The sequence below is a fragment of the Microcystis ichthyoblabe FBCC-A1114 genome (assembly GCF_050500245.1).
Taxonomy (GTDB): domain Bacteria; phylum Cyanobacteriota; class Cyanobacteriia; order Cyanobacteriales; family Microcystaceae; genus Microcystis; species Microcystis ichthyoblabe_A.
Genome location: NZ_CP191408.1, coordinates 1,822,999 through 1,841,847 on the forward strand (window position 1 = coordinate 1,822,999; position 18,849 = coordinate 1,841,847).

Sequence of the window (18,849 nt, forward strand, 5' to 3'; positions counted from 1 at the left end):
ATTGATTTAAAAATGGAAAACACCATTATTAATGGGTTGTTAGCTCAACTAGACAATGAACAGGATAGCGATCGCCGTGCTGAAATCATAAGGAAATTAGGGGAATATCCTGAGCCTCAAGTGATTAAAAAACTTTGGGATTTGAGAAATAATCTCGAAAGCGAATCTGATGATTTTGTGCAGTACGAAATCAAGCTTAGTTTGCGTAAAGTGACTAATCATCCTAGTATAAATATTGATTTTTTTCTTGATAACTTAGAGGTATTCCAATCAAAAGATAACAATTCTCAAGCTCCAAAAGTCTTAATTGATGCTGATCTAATTGAAGAGTTTTTATTAAGAAATCAGACGACTCTTAACAGTGAAGCTACTAGGGTTATGGGACTTGTTTTAGAAGGAAAAATTAATCCTTACATCGGCGAAATGGGATTAATCAAAATTTGGCATAATATCAAAAATCTGAAATCTAGAGAAGATGCCAATCGTTCGATAATTGAACTTCTGAGCAAGATTAACGTCGGCCAAGTTAACTTGAAAGAAATCGACCTAGAAAAATATCCCAACGTTAATTTAACAACGGCAATTCAAGTTGAGATTGCCAGAAAGTATAGCCTAGCAAGTATTATCACCATCGCAGATCGAGAATTCATTGCCAGTGGGTATCCTTTTGTGGGTTCTCCTGCCTTATTCTTACAGTTTTTAGGGAAAGATACCTCGCCAGCTTCTATCGAAAGAACTCTCAAAAATCTCGGTAAAGCTGCCATGGAAAATGAAAAAGTAAAACTCAATCAGCTTTTAGAAAACGAGCCTCAACACAACTTATTCTTTGAAGATAATCTTTTGCTTTTTCAAGGCTGGAAAATTGAGAACTTTGAAATTCTTTGTGCCAATAACAATTTAACTTCCGCGACAGTTATCCTATGTAATACAAAAACCCAAGAGCGTTACACTGAATCGGCCTTTAAAAAAGGTTTATCAGATGCACTTTTTACTGCTTTTAATGAGGCTCTAGCTCATTTAGTTGAGGTTAAACATACCCTTAAATCTATCTATGTGGCTAACTTGACACCGGGTCAAAAAGGAGTAGTAACTGTCAAGGCGTTGGTTGAGTATGATGGTAAAGAAGTGATTACCATCTACACCCATGAAAATATTCTCAAGGCTTATTTTTTCGCCTACGTCAAAGCGATGATTGCCGTTTATGCACCCGATGAATATCACCCCGATATTCATAGCACAAAAGAATTGACATATTTGCACAAAATTGGCGAACGAGATTTTCGGGGACTGAATTTCAGCCAAGTCAATTTAATGGATGGTGAGGCCAATCTTTCCGATGCAAAATTGATGGGATGTAACTTCAGTCAGGCTAATCTTTTGGGGGTTAATTTAACTAATGCTGATTTAACAGGAGCCGATTTGAGTCATGCCAATTTGAGCAAAGCTAATCTAACGGGAGCTAACTTGACCGATGTTAAATTAGATGAAAATAATCTAACCCTCCTTGATGGCACAATTTTGACTAACACAATTATGCCTGAAATTAACATTGAAATTAGCGGCGAATCCCGTTTAGAAAAGGTTGCTCAACTACTCAAACACATTGATCCTCAAAGTCAATCTCGAATCTTGGCTGTTCACTCCATGACAGATTCTATCTGGTGGGATAATCCCCTTGGTCAAAAATTCTGGGAAGTTAACAAAGAACTAATCGAGAGGTGGATTTCTATTCAAGGAGTCTTTATTCTTCCTGAAGTTCCGACTCCAAAGCATTTACAGGTGATTCAGGAACAACTTAACTTTGGCATAGAAGTTGCTTGTATTTGTCAGGAAAAAGCCAAAGATGTTGAAGAAGGCTATTGTTGGGATGATACCAACCTATTGATTAGCGAAAACTTATCTGTTCCAAGAAATTCTTTTACAGCGAGAAGAATTATGAATGGTCAAACAGAAACAGGTTATATTTCCTATCAAACAAGAGTTGTCGAGACAGATAAAAGTATCTTTAACGCTCTATGGGAAAAATCCGAAAAACTCTCTACTCAAGCTAATATTCAGGAACAATTAGCAAACCTGAATACCTGACCCCGAACTTTATTGTTTTATTAACTGATGCTCACAATGCGATCGCTTTTTCTATTTTGTTTTCATAAAAAGCGATCGCTAAAAAGAAATTTCTCGGTCGTTTGTCACACAATCCTGAAGATATAAATCAATTAGTTCCTGATAAGAAATTCCTTTTTCTTTTGCTTTTTTTTCAAAGAAATCAATGACATCAATCCTTAAAGGTAAAGTGACCTGCCGCTTGAGTTGTTGAGCAAAAGGATTAGGACGACTTTTCATATTAGCGAGATCATACTCTGATTTCATAAACAATAACCTCGATGAGGACAGTATAGTATTTTGTTTAAATTTAACGACTCAATTATAGTACATACAATCAAATTAACGATAGTTTGCTCTTAAAAAGTTTTTCTCTCTCACCTCAGAAAAACTGCGATCGCCGTTCTAATTCTATTTTGATAAAAAGCGATCGCTTCCCCACAATCCCTAAAAAATAACCATAAAATTAATTAATAGAATATCGGAGAAAGACAAAGATGATTATCGCTCAAGAAAAACCAACTATTGCGACAGTCACCAAAACCCCTGTCACCTTGGAAGCATATCGGGCGATCGCTGAAACTTCTCAGGAACGTTATGAATATTGCCATGGAGAAATGATTCTTATGCCTGGAGGAACCGCAACCCACAGCGCGATCGCGATCAATATCTCGGTTTTTTTGGGATTTTTATTGAGAGATAGGGATTTTCGTCTGTATAACAGCGATCTGCGGTTGTGGATTCCTGAATATCATTGTGGAACCTATACCGATCTCATGGTTGTTAACCATGAACCGGAATTTAACGGCGATCGCAAAGACGAAATTCTTAATCCTTTATTTATTGTAGAGGTGCTTTCCCCCGCCACAGAAGCCTATGATCGAGGTGATAAATTTAGAAAATATCGTTCCCTGCCAAGTTTTTGTGAATACCTGCTCGTTAGTCAAACTGAACCCTACATTGAGCAATATTTCAGACTCGCACAGAGCGATCGCTGGCAACTACAAACCTACGATCAACTTAGTCAAATAATCCCTCTGGAGAGTTTAAACGTTGAACTTCCCTTGCTAGAAATTTATCGTCGCGTTAGTTTTGCCGCAGCCTCATAAATCCCTTAATCCGATTAATAACCTTTCTATTTTGTTTGCATAAAAAGCGATCGCCCCACAGTTTAAACTCAAAAAACCGCCATCGACAAAGAAGCGGCGAGTAGTAGTTCATTAGAACTACTCTGGATAGTTAGGCAGAGAATGATATTGAAAGATGCCAAATATACTGCCGACACTGCCGATACTGAGAATACTGCCAACACTGCCAATACTAAGAATACTGCCGACGCTGCCAATACTGAGCATACTGCCGATACTAACCAGACTTAAAATGCTGCTGGCACTAGCGAGACTTAAAATACTGCCGGCACTGCCTAAACTCAAGATACAGCGATAACTAGCTTTGCTCAGATAATTAAGACCGGAAATCATTTTAAATCGGGGAAAGATTGGGGAATAGTTAGGGAAGTATTTTGCCAAACCTGTTGTAAACGCATAGCCGGCATAGTTAGATAAAGAATATCACCTTGATCGAGAGTGATTTCTAGTAATTGCCAACCGTGGATAGTTTGACCTTGTTTTTCTAAGTAAAGTGGCACAAAATCGGCATTCATCGCCGCTTCCTTGATAATTTGCCCCATAAAAGGATGATTAGGTGTGATTAATGTAGCCAAAGCAACCCAGAGGAGATCATCGGTCATGCCATTACCGAGAATTCTACCGCCCAAAGCGGCCGCAGCGAAGGAATAGGTAGCTAGATCCCGGGGACATAATACCGTATCAAAATCAAAAACCTCTTGAATCGATCGCCCGAATTGTTCCTGAGAGCAGCGTAAAACTAGATTAATTTTAGGAGCGATCGCTTTAGCAGTGAGGGCAATCTCCACATTAATCATATCCTCGTAAGTAACCACGATCAAAGATTCGGCGTTGTTAATATTAGCGGTTTCTAGGGTAGCCACTAGACGCGCATCCTCGATGATAACGGGGATTCCCCAGGAGCGCACGGAATGCAAAAATCGATTATTGGGGTCCGATTCGATCACCACCACTTCACAGCCTTGGTCGTGCAATTGTCGCACGATCCGGGTGCCGATACCTCCTAAACCACAGATAATGTGATGATTGCGGACGGGAATGCGGGTAGCATCCCAAAACTGCTTAAAGCGACTACCGAGAATAAAATCGTTGAGGAGAGCATAACAGATACCAATAACCCCCGCACCGACAATCATCATGACCACGGTAAAAATTTTGATACTATCGGGGGTAGATTCGGCCACTTTTTCGTTACCTCCGGCACCGGTAATCATCCCGACGGAAAAATAGAGGGAATCGACGAGGGAAATTTTTTGATTAACGCTGAGATAGGTAATGGTAGCAAGGGAAATCATCCCCAAGAGGGAAAGGGTGACAAGAATTACTGGTTGGACATAGTGCTGATAGGGACGGAGATTGAGTAGATTTCTCAGCCACTTTTGCAGTTTAAAACGCTGTTTTGCCTTAATTGTCGGTTTATTGCCGATAATGAGATGATCGCCAGTTTGGAGTTTTTTGCCTAAAAGAACTGCTGAAACCAGATCGATTTCGTCGTGAGCGGGGAGATAATAGATTAACATTCGGGCCGGATCGTCCCAAAGTTCGTAGAGGGGTAATCCCCACCAAGGATGATTTTCCTCGATAATTATCTCTTGAATTGGCCAAAGGCGATCGAATAGCTGTAATTGACCGATAGCTTTATTACCAAGGGCAGCAAAGGAAAAGATCGGGGCTGCTAGGGAAGCAACGCTCATGCTAACGTGAGCAGGGAGGGTTTGATCGAGTCTTTCTCCTAAAGTTTCGTTAAATAGTCGGTTAACTATCCGAATTTTCGGGTTAATTATCCTTGCGCGGGTGAGAATTTCCAGATTGAGTGCGTCGTTATCGATGGCCAAAACTAGGGTTTCTGCATCTGGAAGGCCAGCTTGCAGGAGAGTTTTAGGAGAGCAGGGATCGCCGATAATAATATCAGACTGGTATTCACAGACCATTTGGCGATCGCTAATCGCTACTACTGCCGCAGATTGTTGTTTGAGTAAACAAAAGATTTTATAACCCGTGCGACCTAATCCACAGACGATGATTTGCGGTTTCATTCGTCGAGCGCGTTTTTTGCTGATTAACCTTTCAGTTCTAGCGCAAAAACTAGGAAAAATCTGTAACTAAAGCTGCAATGCTGCCAATTTTCCTAATCAGGCTTTGAAGATGATAAAATAACCCTGATCATCGATTGAATCACTTCAGCCTTGACTCGCTTTCTTTGGGATAAATTTAGTAAAGATTACCTCGAAACTTTTCTCGCTTCTTGCGGTGACGTGAAAACTAGCCTTGATGTGACGGCAGAAACTCAAGAAATCGATGTGTATTTTCGACCGACTTCCCCCAAAATACCGCCCGAATTAGGTTTATTAGGCCGATTAGCTCAAACCCCTTGTCTATTGGAACCCTATCGCAATCCGGTCACGATTGAGGGAATTCTCGCTTGTTTATCTAAACTGTTGACGGTGCGGGAACAATTACAAAGAGAAGCTCACCGCAATCAACAACCCTTATTAGCAGAAAATATCCCTAGACTGTGGATACTAACTCCTACGGCCAGTCAGAGGATTATAACTGCTTTTTCCGCTCTCAATAACCCAGATTGGGGAGAAGGAATTTATTTTTTACCTCCAGCATTAACCACATCCCTTATTGTCCTGCATCAATTACCTGAAACCCCTGAAACCCTTTGGTTAAGATTATTAGGTAGAGGAGGAACCAGAAGCAGAGCGATTGATGAATTAGAGGCCTTGTCTCCTCATCATCCCTTTAAATCAGCTTCCTTAAAATTATTATACAATTTAAGTAGGAACTTGCAAGCCTTACCCAAAAGAACCCAGGAGGAGAGAAAATTTATCATGCGTTTAGCCCCTTTATACGAACAAGATAGAGAAAAAGCTATTCAACAAGGAGAAGCTATCGGACTTCAAAAAGGTAGAATCGAAGGGATTCAACAAGGAGAAGCTATCGGACTTCAAAAAGAAGCATCCAAGTTAGTGCTACGTCAACTAAAGCGACGTTTTGGTGAATTGCCCCCGCATATCACCGAAACTATTCAAAAACTCTCAGTAGAAAAATTAGAAGACTTAGGAGAAGCATTACTAGACTTTGAGACTCAAGCTGACTTAATTAATTGGCTGAACTAATAAATAGGCTTTGAAGATGATAAAATAACCATCATCATTGATTGAATCACTTCGGCCTTGACTCGCTTTCTCTGGGATAAATTTAGTGAAAGACTACCTCGAAACTTTTCTTGCTTCTTCCGGTGACGTGAAAACTAGCCTTGATGTGACGGCAAAAACTCAAGAAATCGATGTGTATTTTCGACCGACTTCCCCAGAAATACCGCCCGAATTAGGTTTATTGGGTCGATTAGCTCAAACCCCTTGTTTATTGGAACCCTATCGCAATCCGGTCACGATTGATGGCATTATTGCCTGTTTATCTAAACTGTTTACTGTGCGGGAACAATTACAAAGAGAAGCTCACCGTCATCAACAACCCTTATTAGCAGAAAATATCCCTAGACTATGGATACTAACTCCTACGGCCAGTCAGAGGATTATAACTGTTTTTTCCGCTAAAGAAAAGTTATTATAAATCCAACAAAAAAGATTACAAGGAAGAGCGACTATTCCCGCAGCTGAGGTGGATAAAATATATGGGATAGAACCTTAAATGAGCTATTCTGTTACTTTTGAACCAGAGTCGATAACTGACTTAGATTTGATCACCGATTTTATCAGACTTAGGATTGTTAATAAAATTAAATATAACTAATGAAATTACTTTTTTAGAACCATGCCAGCAAAAGATATTTACCATGAAGCCGTGAAAAATGCCTTAATTAAAGACGGTTGGACTATTTTAGCTGATCCTTATAAAATTAAATATAAAGATGTTGAATTTTTGCTGATTTAGCAGCAGAAAAACCTTTGGCTGCTGAAAGAAATGGACGTAAAATTGTTGTGGAAATCAAAAGCTTTTTAAGTCCCTCACCTATGAGATATTTTGAAATAGCTTTAGGACAATATATTTTATATCGAAATTTAATCAGTCTTGCCGTGAGTTAAGTTATCGGTAAATCTTGCCTCGAAATCTGAGGTTGATAAAAGAAGCTTAAAGAAGCTATTCTGTTACTTTTGAACCAGTTTATCCCTATGGGTAACAAAAATTTGAGGTATAATCATAATATCTCTATAACCCCACATAAAAAAGGCTTATGGCCATTTCAATTACTTTAACCCTACCTGATGAGATTTTTAATCTAGCTCAATCCTTAGCCCATTCAATTAACCGTGATCTTAATGATATATTAGTAGAAGCGATCGCTTTTTCTATTAGTCCCAATTATCAAGGCGAAAAAATCTCATCCCTAAATTCATTATCAGATGAAGAAATTATCAAATTAACTCAATTACAAATGGCATCGGAACAGGATCAAAGATTAAGCGAGTTGCTCAATCAACAACAAGAGAGGGATTTATCAACCTTTGAAAATACGGAAATTTGGTCATTGATGCAAATTTATCAAATAAACTTGTTAAAGAAGGCACAAGGATTAAATGAAGCGGTTAAAAGAGGATTAATTTCACCATTAGAAGCATGAATCCTAGCCCTATTCCCGACTATATTAAAGATAAAATTCGCCAACAAGCTAATACTAAATCTGGTTATTAAAAACTGATTATTTATTCCCCCTTTTGCATGAGGTTCTCTCCTTTATAAGTAGCCTATACTCAACGGATTTAGTATAATTGCTGATTGTCGGTATTCCTGCAAATGTAAGATGCACCAGGTCAATTTATTGCGGGGGAACCTAGGAGCGAAGGTGATCATTTCGGTCAAAGAAATAAGTATAGGTAGAACCTCGCTTATCTGCATTCCAAGCTATAACCTTACAACGAGTCAAAAATATTTATATAACCCAGAACTATTTTAAATATAAAAATCAATAAAAAATTATGATCACATAGCCCTTGACTTCCCCCCCCCTTGTGATATTTTTCCAGTGGGATATTGGCGCAAAACTAGCGTTAAATATGACCATAATTTTCTCCTATTACTGTCATCAAATCCATGAAAAAATTACTGACAATTTTAACCCCCTTGACTCTGATGGGGTTAGCTGGGGTTACTCCTGCTCAAGCGGCAATAGTAGCTGGTTGGAATCATTTTAATGCTTCTACCGCGACCTATCCCAGAGCGGCGGATACTGTAGGTGCGAATATAACCAGCACTGGGTTAGATACCGCCGGGATAACTCGGGTTTCGAATAGTACTTCCTTCCGTTTGGGTGGTTCTACTAACTCATGGAATACAACTAGCACCGTCAGCACCAACCAATACGTGGAATTTGCCGTGCAACCCGGTGCAGGTTTTCAAGTCGATTTTACTAACTTGCAACTCAATGCGTCGAGGAATAGTCTGGGCGTGCTAGATTTAGTCTTGCGCTCTAGTGTTGATGGGTTCACCAATAATTTAGGGACACAAGTGAACTTAACAACTAGCTTTAATACCTACAGCTTTGACCTAAGCAGTTTAGCACCCCAAACCGGACCGGTGCAGTTCCGTCTCTATGGACTGAATGCTGACTCCTCCACTATCTGGTTCTATGCTGAAAACTCCGCTAATGTTGCCGGGGGTGGGTTTGTGGCTCTTAATGGGGATATCACTCCTGCTCCAACGGTTTCAACCCCCGAACCTAGTGGTATAGTGAGTTTAATCGCTGTTGGTGCGTTGGGTGCCGCTTCCCTTCGTCGTCGGGGATAAATTATCCTTGGCAGGGGCAACTACAGAGGAGTTGTCCCGAAATGCTATCATCAATTTTAGATTTGATCACCAGTTAATCAACATTATGTCATACAAAGATATTATTACCATAGAACCGGGAAAAAGGAGCGGAAAACCTTGTATTAGAGGAATGAGAATTACTGTTTATGATGTTCTCTCCTATCTGGCTTCGGGAATGACTTATGAGGAAATTTTAGAAGATTTTCCTTACTTAACCAAGGCGGATATTTTAGCCTGTTTGAGTTATGCCGCCGAGCGTGAACGTCAAACCATTTTAGTTAACTAATGAAATTACTTTTTGATCACAATTTATCACCTCGTTTAGTTAGTCTATTAGTTGATATTTATCCCGATTCTAATCATCTTTACTTGCTGGGATTAGACCAAGAATCTGATTATTATGTCTGGGAAATCGCTAAAATACAAGACTATATTATTGTCACTAAAGATTCTGATTTTAATGAATTACTAATTTTTAAAGGGTTTCCGCCTAAAGTAATTTGGATTCGTTTGGGAAATTGCTCTACTAAAACTATAGAATCATTGTTAAGAGATAACTACGAAGCTATTTTATCTTTTGAGCAAGATCAAAATCTTGGTATCATCGCTTTATCCTAATCCTTTGAGATCAGATCAAGTATTCGCTTGTTTACATTCCTGTGGGGAGGGTTATTGCGCGGCGCTATAGGAGCGAAGGAAATAATTAGGGTTTGCGGCAAAAAGTTTCAACGCCTATCCTTAGAATAGCGAGATTATTTTCTAGTAAAAATTGCCAAAGACAGCCCAATTATTGACAAAATTATGGCAGCATAAATCGAGGGGTAGCCCTGATTAATTACGGCACGGCATATAATAAAAAACGGTCTCCCTAAACCAGTTGCTAAAATCGCCGCCATGGACAGTCAATTACTTGATAAACTCGGACAATTACAAAACCTCTTACAAACCAGTGAAAAGGCTCTGATTGCCTATTCTGGGGGCGTGGATAGCACCCTAGTGGCAAAAGTGGCCTATGATCTGCTAGGGAGTCAAGCATTGGCAATTACGGCGGTTTCCCCCTCCCTACTGCCGGAAGAATTGGAAGAAGCGATCGCTCAGTCCGATTATATCGGTATTCGGCATGAATTGGTGGAAACCGAGGAAATGAATAACCCTAATTACACCAGTAATCCCGTTAATCGCTGTTATTTCTGCAAAAGTGAGCTACACGACACCCTTAAACCCCTTGCTCTCGCTCGTGGTTATTCCTACGTCATCGATGGCGTTAATGCTGATGATTTAAGGGATTATCGTCCCGGGATTCAAGCAGCTAGGGAACGCGGCGCTCGTTCACCTTTGGCGGAAATTGCTATCACAAAAAGCGAAGTTCGTCAACTATCTCGTTACTTAAATTTACCTTGGTGGGATAAACCGGCGCAACCCTGTTTAAGTTCCCGTTTTCCCTACGGGGAGGAAATTAGCCTGGAGAAATTGCAAAGAGTCGGACGGGCGGAGATTTATCTGCGAAAATTAGGTTATCGTCAATTACGGGTGCGATCGAGCGGCGATACGGCACGGATTGAATTACCGGCAGCAGAAATTCCCGACTTTATTAATCGGACAAATTTAAGCGAATTAGTCGCTGATCTGCAAAAATTAGGCTTTATCTATGTCACCCTCGATCTAGAAGGTTATCAAAGCGGCAAGCTTAATCGAGTCCTCTAGTTCAGTGATCAGTAAACAGTAATCAGTGGACTGAAAACTCAAATCTGCTCTAACAGTTATCTTAATGGTGAGGTACGAAGTTTTCCTTTTGGGGAGCCGGTCGCTGGTCGTCAATACCAAATTGAGTTATACTTCATCTTGACGAGAAAGGCTGTAACGGATAACGGATAACTGGTCACTGATAACTGATAACTGGTCACTGATAACTGATAGATGAACCTTTTTCTAGGGTCCCTAAGTCTTTACCCTTAAACCTCTAATTGCCAAGGCGAGGATAGATGAGTCAACTACAAAATGCCTTTACCCTATTCCTGAGCCTGTTGGTGGAAGCGATGCCTTTCTTACTGCTAGGGGTGATTCTCTCTAGTATTCTTTTAATATTTGTCGATGAACGTCGCCTAGTTGCCTTGATGCCTCGAAATGCTGTTTTAGGAGCATTTGTGGGGGGATGTATTGGGTTTTTGTTCCCCGTCTGCGAGTGTGGCAATGTGCCAGTGGCGCGACGTTTACTTGTGCAAGGAATGCCGAATGCAGTAGCGGTTAGTTTTCTCTTAGCAGCGCCGACAATCAACCCGATTGTTATCTGGTCCACCTGGGTAGCTTTTCGCGATCAACCGGAAATTGTTTTCTATCGAGTTATCTTTTCTTTGTTCATCGCTACGGTTATCGGGATTATCTTTAGTATCCAAAAAGATCCGCGACCACTCCTCCAAACCTCTTTGGCAAAAAGTCTCAATTGGCAACCGCAAACACCGGAAAAAGAATCTATCCCACTACTACTACAATCCGGTTCTTTTCTGATCGGTAATTCTGGGCAAACTTTGCGCTTAGACGAAAGTTTTGCCGCTACTGCTGTCCTACCGGCAGTGCAAGCTATCCCGATGAAAAGGCGCTGGTTAACTTTTCTGGAAAACGTGGTGATGGAATTACGCGAATTAGGAGGAGTGTTAATCTTAGGAAGTGCTATAGCGGCAGGTTTACAGGTGTTTGTTCCCCGGGAATTTGTGCTTAATTTGGGTCAGGATCCGATTACTTCGATCTTGGCCATGATGCTGTTAGCGGTCATTGTTTCGATTTGTTCCACGGTTGATTCTTTTTTTGCTCTCTCCTTTGCCTCTAGTTTTACCAGTAGTTCCCTGCTGGCTTTTCTAGTGTTTGGTCCAATGATTGACCTGAAAGGGATTGGTTTAATGTTGTCTATTTTTAAACCGAGAATGTTAATTTATCTCTTTGCTTTAGCAGCGCAAATGACTTTTTTACTCACCTTGGCTCACAGTTATTTATTTTAGGTCAGTACCCGGATAGTTTTTCCCATGAATTCATCACGTCTAAAAATAATTGCCCCCCAATTTATCGATATTATTGCCCTAATCGGTTGGGGTTCATTACTATTTAAATACTGGATAACTGGACAGTTAAATTTACTGATCCATCCTAATTATTTTTTTCTGGTTCTCATCACCAGTATTGCTTTATTTATTCTGGGAATAGTCAAGCTTTGGACATTATTAAAGCAGTGGCAAAAAAAGATTAATTTAGATAGTAACGATAATCGATCGCATATTACCATTCTTCCTCAACATTTTGGCTCAGGTTTATTAGTAATAACTGCCCTTTTAGGCCTATTTATCGCTCCGCAGCCCCTCAGTAGTCAAATCGCATTACAGAGGGGAATTAGTGAATCTTTACCCCTAACTCGCGTGCAAACTCAATCCTTTGGTACTACCGTTAAACCGGAGGATAAAAGTTTAATTGAATGGGTAAGAACTTTGAATGCTTACCCTGAACCTGATGCTTACACAGGACAACCGGTAAAAGTCACAGGTTTTGTGGTGCAATTGCCCCAATTACCCGATAATTATTTATTAATTAGTCGCTTTATCCTTACCTGTTGTGCCGTGGATGCTTATCCCGTGGGTTTACCAGTGAAACTATCAGGAAGTCGCAGTCAATATCCCAATGATACCTGGTTAGAAATCACTGGAGAAATGGCCACGGAATCTTTACCCGTAGAGGTAGGAAAATCAACCACCAGAAGACAATTAGTAATTAAGGCCAAATCCGTGAAACCTATACCCACTCCTGCGGATCCCTACGGATATTAACAGTTAACTGTTATCAGTTGTTTCTAACCATCTACTATAATGCTGAAAACCTTACAACTACAACCGATTGATAAATTAGCGATAACATTAATTGTATCCCTAACCTTAGTAATTGGTGGCTTAATTTGGTTAGGTAATAGCTGTGGTAATCAATGTCTTTTACAAACTGGTCCAAGAGTCAAGGAATTTAGCTGGGAAAATCGAGAAATTGGAGCGGAAGATCAAGCATTTATTATCACTTTTGATCGCCCCATGGATCATGCTAGTGTAGAAAAAAATCTAGTTATCGATCCTGCGCTCCCGGGGAAGTTTAGTTGGGCCGGAAGACGATTAGCTTATACCCTCACCTCTCCCATTCCCTACGGAGAAAAATATCATCTGCAAATTGAAGGTGCGCGGGAACAATTTCCCAGCGGTAATCGATTAGGACAAACCCTAGCAATTTTTGAAAGAGAATTTAAAAGTCGCGATCGTGCTTTTGCCTATATTGGCACTAATGGGGAAGAACAGGGAAGATTAATTTTTTATAACTTGACCGAGGAGAAGAAAACCCTCTTAACCCCCGCAAATTTGACCGTTATGGCTTTTGAATTCTACCCTGATGGTAAAAAAATCCTCTTTTCGGCCGTGGCGAAAAATCAGGGAATACAGGGAATTCGTGAACTACAGCTTTACCAAGTTGATTTTGGCCAATCTTCCCCAAAAATTGAGTTAGTGCTAGACAATAAAGATTATCAAAATAATCATTTTGATTTATCTAAAGATGGGGAAACTATTGTCGTGCAGAGAATTGAGCGCCGCAATCCGATTAACTTCGATTTATGGGCAGTTAAATCGGGGGAAAAACCCAAACAATTAAACATTCAAGGTGGAGAATTTTTGATTGCACCTGATAGTAAAACTTTGGCTGTCACCCAGGGGGAAGGAATCGCACTTTTGCCTTTAAAAACCGAAACAAAACCCCTGGATTTTTTACCAAAATTTGGGCGAATTTTGAATTTTTCTGCTGATGGTACGGCTGCGGCAATGGTGAATTTTAATACTGATAATGCCAAAATGCGTTATATTCGATCGCTTTTTTATGTCAATAATCAAGGATTACAAAAACGCTTACTCAATCTACAAGGTTCGATTATAGATTGTCAATTTAATGCCACTGGTAGTGATTTATATTGTTTGTTAACTGAGTTAGTTACTAACAGTCAAGAGTACAAAGAAAAACCCTATTTTGCTAAAATAGATGTGAAGACTGGTCAAGTGACTCCCCTACTGGAATTAGCCGATTATCGTGATATTCACATTAGTTTATCTCCCGATAGTTTAGCGATTATTTTTGATCAACTTCGCACCAGTTATGATACTAATCCGACTAATCCCTTGACTACTGACTCAGGAGAAACAATTATCGGTGGTCGTTTGTGGATGTTAATTCCTCCCCTACAAGATGGAGTGAAAGCAAGTAAATCTGATTTAATTGAATTACCTCTAGCGGGAATTCGTCCCCAGTGGATGCCATAGAATTACCATCATTAACTTAGGAATTATTTCGATGCTGTCAAACTCAGAAAAATTAGCCAAATTGCGTCAGTATTTTGTTAGTGGTGCCACTCGTTCCTATCAATTCCGTCGTCAGCAGTTAGAGAAGTTAAAACAGGCAATTATTAAATATGAAGGAGAGATATATCAAGCTTTATATAGGGATTTAAAGAAAAGTCCCGAAGATTGTTGGATTACTGAAAATGGTTTCCTTTTGGGGGAAATTAATAACGCTTTAAAAAATTTGCGCTCATGGATGCAACCCAAACCTGTTAAAACTAATCTCTTAAATTTTCCTTCCTCCAGTCAAATTATTCGGGAACCTTTGGGAGTGGTGTTAATTATTGGTGCTTGGAATTATCCCCTCCAATTGTTATTAGTGCCTTTAGTTGGTGCTATTGCTGCCGGTAACTGTGCGGTATTAAAACCGAGTGAATTTGCCTCAGCGACGGAAAAATTAGTAATTAAAATAATTCAAGAAATATTCCCTGAAGAATATGTGTTAATTGTACCCGGAGATGGTGCGGAAGTAATTCCGAATATGTTAGACAGTTTCACCTTTGATCATATATTTTTTACTGGCAGTACAAGGGTAGGAAAAATTATTTATCAACTAGCGGCAGCAAAGTTAATTCCTGTTACTCTAGAATTAGGGGGAAAAAGTCCCTGTGTTATCGAAGCTGATGCTAATATTTCCGTGGCAACTCGTCGCATTGCCGTGACAAAATTCTCTAATTGTGGTCAAATGTGTATCGCAGCTGATTATGTTTTAGTACATCAATCCCAGCAGGAGAATTTGATCAGAGAATTAGCTAATACTATTGTTAATTTTTTTGGTGAAGATGCCAGATTAAGTGCTGATTATGGTAAGATAATTAATGATAAACAATTTGATCGCCTGATTGACTTGCTCAAAGATGGTGAGATTGTTTTTGGTGGCAAAACTGATCGAGAAAATTTATATATTCAACCAACTTTATTAACTAATGTTTCCCTTGATGCTCCTATTATGCAAGGGGAAATATTCGGTCCAATTTTACCGATCATTGCCTTTAGCACTTTTGAGGAAGCTTTAGCAATTATTGCTAAAAATCCTAACCCTCTAGCTTTTTATCTGTTTACTACCAAGGCAAAGACTGAAAAGAAATGGTTAGAATCAGTCCAGTTTGGGGGAGGTTGTATTAACAACAATAGTTTTCATTTTACTAATCCTAGTTTACCCTTTGGTGGTCGAGGAAATAGCGGTATTGGTAGCTATCATGGTCGTTTTTCCTTTGAGAATTTTAGTCACCAAAAAGCGATTATGAAAACACCTCTTTGGTTCAATCCTGTTTTAAAATATCCGCCTTTTAAGGGTAAATTAAACTTATTTAAGTTATTAGTTCGCTAAAAAGCTACAGTTTAAGTTAAAGCTTTTAAGAGAGCTTGAAATTTCAGCTGAATTTCTGCTAGTTCTTTTTCTGGATCGGAGCCGGCAACAATACCCGCACCGGCGTATAATCGCGCTTGATCGCCTTTAATTAATGCCGAACGAATACCAACAATAAACTCACTATTATTGTGACAATCAATCCAACCCAAAGGAGCGGCATAAAGAGAGCGATCGAAGGTTTCATAATGACGAATTTGTGCTAAAGCGATCTCGGTGGGAACCCCAGCAACAGCAGGAGTGGGGTGTAGTTGGGCAACAATTTCGAGGGGATGGATAGAGGGTTTTAGTTTGGCATGGATAGGAGTCCAGAGATGTTGAATATTGGAGAGTTTTAACAATCTAGAGGGAGAATTTTGCGGATTTAAGCCAATTTGTCGCAGTTTTTGGTTAATAAAGTCACTAACAGCCCGATGTTCCCGTTGTTCTTTTTCACTAGCGAGGAGTTTATTGGCAAAGAGAGCATCTTCGATCGCATTTTCTCCCCGGGGGGCGGATCCCGCTAAAGCATCGGTGATTAATTGCCCCTGATGGACAGTTAGCAAGCGTTCGGGACTAGCGCCGATAAAATGATCTCCCCGTCCATTGCCGAGGGAAAAAGTGTAGCAATCGGGATGACGCTGACGCAAATTATCGAGACAGTTTACTAGATGAAAAGGACGAGGAGAAATCACGTCAAGAGCGTGAGCGAGGACAATTTTGCTAAATTTTTGAGCATGGATAGATTGGATGGCATCGGCAACAGCCGCTTGAAAATTATAGGTAGGATGAATATAATAACTACAGGGAGCCTGATGGGGATTTTGGCGACAATTGCTCGAGTTATTTTGGATAATTTTGAGGTTGTTAATAGTTTCTTCGAGGGAGTTTTCTATTTCTTTTTCGCCGGTGATTAAGAGATTAGTCAGGAAAAAATATTCCGATTGTTTTTTGATAATTTGAAACTTAGGCAGGGTTAGGGTAGCTGAGGGAAAGGGGGTAGCTGTTGCCGAGTCGAAAAAAGTGAAACTACAAAAGATGCGGGGAGTAATCTCGCTATAGTTATCAATTTTAATAATTCTTTGTTGACAGTTTTCAATAAATTTTTGAGCTTTTAAAAAACGTTGTTTGCCGTGGAAAGTAGCAGTAAAAGCGATGCCGTAGCCGAGAAAAGCAGTTTCTCGTTCGGGATTTTCCCAATAACAATGGGTGGGATAGCTAGAAGCAATCCGAGAGAGAATTTCTAGGAGATCAAGGGGGGAAATTTTTTGACAAAAACTGACGATCGACCGATTTCCCTTTTCTGCGGCTAACAGTTGCGGGTTGAGGATAAAGTTATAGAGGTCGCGAAGATCAGCAATCGGACTATCAGGATAGGAAAGGCGAGGAACGGCAGAAGTCATGTCAAGTTTTTTGTATTTTTTGCAAAAAAAACCATGATTAATGGTATGTAATCCCCACAGATGTGGCCAGAGTCAAGGCTCTCTTTTTAACTATGGTATCGGAGAAAGGGTCTTTAGGCAGAAAGCGAGCGGGATATTTGTGGCGATTAACCTCCTTGGCAATACATCAAGGCTTAAAATCTCCAGAGATGGCTATTATTTAAATGGGCAAAAAAATTAATTTAATAATTTCTATTTTACAAGTTTGTGGAAATTGCCACCACGGGACAAGTGGGGATACATTGTTCACAAACCACACAACGGGAACGCAAAAACTTAAGACGAAAACTTTCGGGATCAAGGGTTAAGGCTTCCGTGGGACAAACTCCCGTACATAAGCCACAATCGACGCATTTTTCTTCATCAATAACGATTTCGCGACTAACTTGGGAAACGCCAATATTTTGTAATTGTAACCATTCGATCGCCGCTTCTAACTCATCGATATCTCCCGATAATTCTAATACTAATGTTCCCACTTGATTGGGGGCAACTTGGGCGCGGATAATATTAGCGGCGACGTTAAAATCCTTTGCCAGTCGATAGGTAACGGGCATATGGACGGCTTTTTTGGGAAAAGTGAGAGTAACGCGTTTTTTCATGCAGCCTTTCCAATCAAAGAATCTTTTTTTGCTTATTTGCCGAAAACGGCTGGAATTACAATAGTAGCAGTGACGGCAACGATCAGACCAAAAGCCAAATTAACTACCTGTTGATCAGCTTTTTGGTAGGTATCGATGCTAAGACTAAGTTCACGGATTTGGTTGATCACGTCTCCTAGCTTTTTTTCAATGTTTTGAACGTTACTTTCTAAAGTTTCTAATCGCCCCTCAATTGTATGAACGTCCCCTCCTAGCCTTTTTAGCTGTCCCTCTATTCGATCGAGTCTTTCTTCTGTCATAATTATTACCCATCTCTAACTTAATTGTAACTCAATCGACACCAATACTAAAAGAGCGCAGCAGTCGTTACAATAGGACAAAGTAAACTTTGATTAAATATCCATGACAGCCACCACACCCACCAACAAAACCAGAAATCTTCTGCTGGCAGTAACGGCAGTTATCCTTAGTGTAGCGATTTTCTTCGGCTTTCAAACCACCGCTAGTTCCGTATCTTTGGAAGCGCAAGCGGAAAAAGCGACACCTTTCGATCTTGCCGTCAGCAATGGTAAACCCACCCTGACAGAATTTTATGCTAATTGGTGTACCAGTTGTCAGGCGATGGCCCCTGAAATTGCCGAAATTAAAAAACAATACGGTAATGCCATTAATTTTGTTATGCTCAACGTTGATAATAATAAATGGTTGCCGGAAATTCTCCGTTATCGTGTGGATGGGATTCCCCATTTTGTATTTTTAAATAACCAAGGACAACCGGTTGCCCAAGCGATCGGAGAACAACCAAAATCAATTTTAACTGCTAATTTAGAAGCACTTTTAACTAATTCTACCCTACCCTATGCCACCACTACGGGAGAGACTTCTGATTTTAATATCCTTGTGGGTGCTAGTCAAACCGATCCCCGCAGTCACGGCAGTCAAGTTAAGCAGTAAGCAGTAAGCAGTAAGCAGTTATCAGTTATCATTGGAAAGCTTAGGGCTGAAAGCTATCATTCAAGAGTCAAC

Annotated in this window: 20 protein-coding genes and 1 pseudogene; 15 read left to right on the forward strand and 6 right to left on the reverse strand. The window is 40.0% G+C overall.

Going from position 1 to position 18,849, the window contains the following annotated elements; genetic code table 11:
• Window positions 1-12 precede the first annotated feature (12 nt).
• Entirely contained in the window at window positions 13-2,085 is a 2,073-nt protein-coding gene (locus tag ACQY1Y_RS08800) for a pentapeptide repeat-containing protein (RefSeq protein WP_430014414.1), read from the forward strand.
• Between the two features lie 78 nt (window positions 2,086-2,163).
• Here the strand turns inward: ACQY1Y_RS08800 and ACQY1Y_RS08805 are convergent, their stop codons facing one another.
• The gene (locus ACQY1Y_RS08805) at window positions 2,164-2,370 is read right to left on the reverse strand and encodes a hypothetical protein (protein ID WP_002740011.1); all 207 of its coding nucleotides are present in this window, start codon (window positions 2,368-2,370) and stop codon (window positions 2,164-2,166) included.
• 230 nt (window positions 2,371-2,600) lie between these two features.
• Here ACQY1Y_RS08805 and ACQY1Y_RS08810 point away from each other — a divergent pair, with 230 nt between their 5' ends.
• Window positions 2,601-3,212: a Uma2 family endonuclease gene (locus ACQY1Y_RS08810; protein WP_002793139.1), complete on the forward strand. Its 612-nt coding sequence runs from the start codon at window positions 2,601-2,603 to the stop codon at window positions 3,210-3,212.
• Window positions 3,213-3,329: 117 nt separating this feature from the next.
• Here ACQY1Y_RS08810 and ACQY1Y_RS08815 read toward each other — a convergent pair whose 3' ends face one another.
• On the reverse strand, window positions 3,330-3,584 hold the full coding sequence (locus tag ACQY1Y_RS08815; RefSeq protein WP_002776534.1) for a hypothetical protein: 255 nt from the start codon (window positions 3,582-3,584) through the stop codon (window positions 3,330-3,332).
• A complete protein-coding gene (locus tag ACQY1Y_RS08820; protein ID WP_002739886.1) occupies window positions 3,581-5,287 on the reverse strand; it encodes a potassium channel family protein in 1,707 nt (568 codons plus the stop codon). The genes ACQY1Y_RS08815 and ACQY1Y_RS08820 overlap by 4 nt, the downstream gene beginning before the upstream one ends.
• A 150-nt stretch (window positions 5,288-5,437) precedes the next feature.
• Between ACQY1Y_RS08820 and ACQY1Y_RS08825 the strand changes: the two genes are divergently transcribed.
• From ACQY1Y_RS08825 to ACQY1Y_RS08880, 12 genes and pseudogenes are all read left to right on the forward strand, one after another.
• A complete protein-coding gene (locus ACQY1Y_RS08825) occupies window positions 5,438-6,376 on the forward strand; it encodes a DUF4351 domain-containing protein (RefSeq protein WP_103111508.1) in 939 nt (312 codons plus the stop codon).
• A gap of 85 nt (window positions 6,377-6,461) precedes the next feature.
• On the forward strand, window positions 6,462-6,833 hold the full coding sequence (locus ACQY1Y_RS08830; protein ID WP_430014415.1) for a hypothetical protein: 372 nt from the start codon (window positions 6,462-6,464) through the stop codon (window positions 6,831-6,833).
• 201 nt (window positions 6,834-7,034) lie between these two features.
• Window positions 7,035-7,294, forward strand: a pseudogene (locus ACQY1Y_RS08835) (element excision factor XisH family protein); the annotation flags it as partial.
• 161 nt (window positions 7,295-7,455) lie between these two features.
• Window positions 7,456-7,842 carry a hypothetical protein gene (locus ACQY1Y_RS08840; RefSeq protein WP_430014416.1) on the forward strand — a complete coding sequence of 129 codons (387 nt, stop codon included), beginning with the start codon at window positions 7,456-7,458 and terminating at the stop codon, window positions 7,840-7,842.
• A gap of 470 nt (window positions 7,843-8,312) precedes the next feature.
• Window positions 8,313-9,005, forward strand: coding sequence for a PEP-CTERM sorting domain-containing protein (locus ACQY1Y_RS08845; protein ID WP_430014417.1), 693 nt, complete (start codon window positions 8,313-8,315; stop codon window positions 9,003-9,005).
• Window positions 9,006-9,090: 85 nt separating this feature from the next.
• On the forward strand, window positions 9,091-9,312 hold the full coding sequence (locus tag ACQY1Y_RS08850; protein WP_002750124.1) for a DUF433 domain-containing protein: 222 nt from the start codon (window positions 9,091-9,093) through the stop codon (window positions 9,310-9,312).
• Window positions 9,312-9,644, forward strand: a complete 333-nt coding sequence (locus ACQY1Y_RS08855) for a DUF5615 family PIN-like protein (RefSeq protein WP_271992614.1) — start codon at window positions 9,312-9,314, stop codon at window positions 9,642-9,644. The genes ACQY1Y_RS08850 and ACQY1Y_RS08855 overlap by 1 nt, the downstream gene beginning before the upstream one ends.
• 276 nt (window positions 9,645-9,920) lie before the next feature.
• Entirely contained in the window at window positions 9,921-10,730 is an 810-nt protein-coding gene (larE, locus tag ACQY1Y_RS08860) for an ATP-dependent sacrificial sulfur transferase LarE (RefSeq protein ID WP_430014418.1), read from the forward strand.
• Between the two features lie 278 nt (window positions 10,731-11,008).
• A complete protein-coding gene (locus ACQY1Y_RS08865; RefSeq protein ID WP_002793150.1) occupies window positions 11,009-12,019 on the forward strand; it encodes a permease in 1,011 nt (336 codons plus the stop codon).
• A 24-nt stretch (window positions 12,020-12,043) separates the two neighbouring features.
• Window positions 12,044-12,835 carry a TIGR03943 family putative permease subunit gene (locus tag ACQY1Y_RS08870; RefSeq protein ID WP_430014419.1) on the forward strand — a complete coding sequence of 264 codons (792 nt, stop codon included), beginning with the start codon at window positions 12,044-12,046 and terminating at the stop codon, window positions 12,833-12,835.
• Window positions 12,836-12,874: 39 nt separating this feature from the next.
• Window positions 12,875-14,353, forward strand: a complete 1,479-nt coding sequence (locus ACQY1Y_RS08875; RefSeq protein WP_430014420.1) for a hypothetical protein — start codon at window positions 12,875-12,877, stop codon at window positions 14,351-14,353.
• Window positions 14,354-14,384: 31 nt separating this feature from the next.
• Entirely contained in the window at window positions 14,385-15,761 is a 1,377-nt protein-coding gene (locus ACQY1Y_RS08880) for an aldehyde dehydrogenase (protein ID WP_430014421.1), read from the forward strand.
• An 11-nt stretch (window positions 15,762-15,772) separates the two neighbouring features.
• Here the strand turns inward: ACQY1Y_RS08880 and ACQY1Y_RS08885 are convergent, their stop codons facing one another.
• The 3 genes from ACQY1Y_RS08885 to ACQY1Y_RS08895 all read right to left on the reverse strand — a co-directional run bounded on the left by ACQY1Y_RS08885 (window position 15,773) and on the right by ACQY1Y_RS08895 (window position 18,122).
• Window positions 15,773-17,182 (reverse strand): isochorismate synthase, encoded by a 1,410-nt coding sequence (locus ACQY1Y_RS08885; protein ID WP_430014422.1) that lies wholly within the window; start codon window positions 17,180-17,182, stop codon window positions 15,773-15,775.
• 236 nt (window positions 17,183-17,418) lie between these two features.
• Window positions 17,419-17,823 (reverse strand): NIL domain-containing protein, encoded by a 405-nt coding sequence (locus ACQY1Y_RS08890; protein ID WP_002739790.1) that lies wholly within the window; start codon window positions 17,821-17,823, stop codon window positions 17,419-17,421.
• Between the two features lie 32 nt (window positions 17,824-17,855).
• Window positions 17,856-18,122, reverse strand: coding sequence for a hypothetical protein (locus ACQY1Y_RS08895; protein WP_430014423.1), 267 nt, complete (start codon window positions 18,120-18,122; stop codon window positions 17,856-17,858).
• Between the two features lie 103 nt (window positions 18,123-18,225).
• Here ACQY1Y_RS08895 and ACQY1Y_RS08900 point away from each other — a divergent pair, with 103 nt between their 5' ends.
• A complete protein-coding gene (locus ACQY1Y_RS08900) occupies window positions 18,226-18,777 on the forward strand; it encodes a thioredoxin family protein (RefSeq protein ID WP_002750106.1) in 552 nt (183 codons plus the stop codon).
• Window positions 18,778-18,849 lie beyond the last annotated feature (72 nt).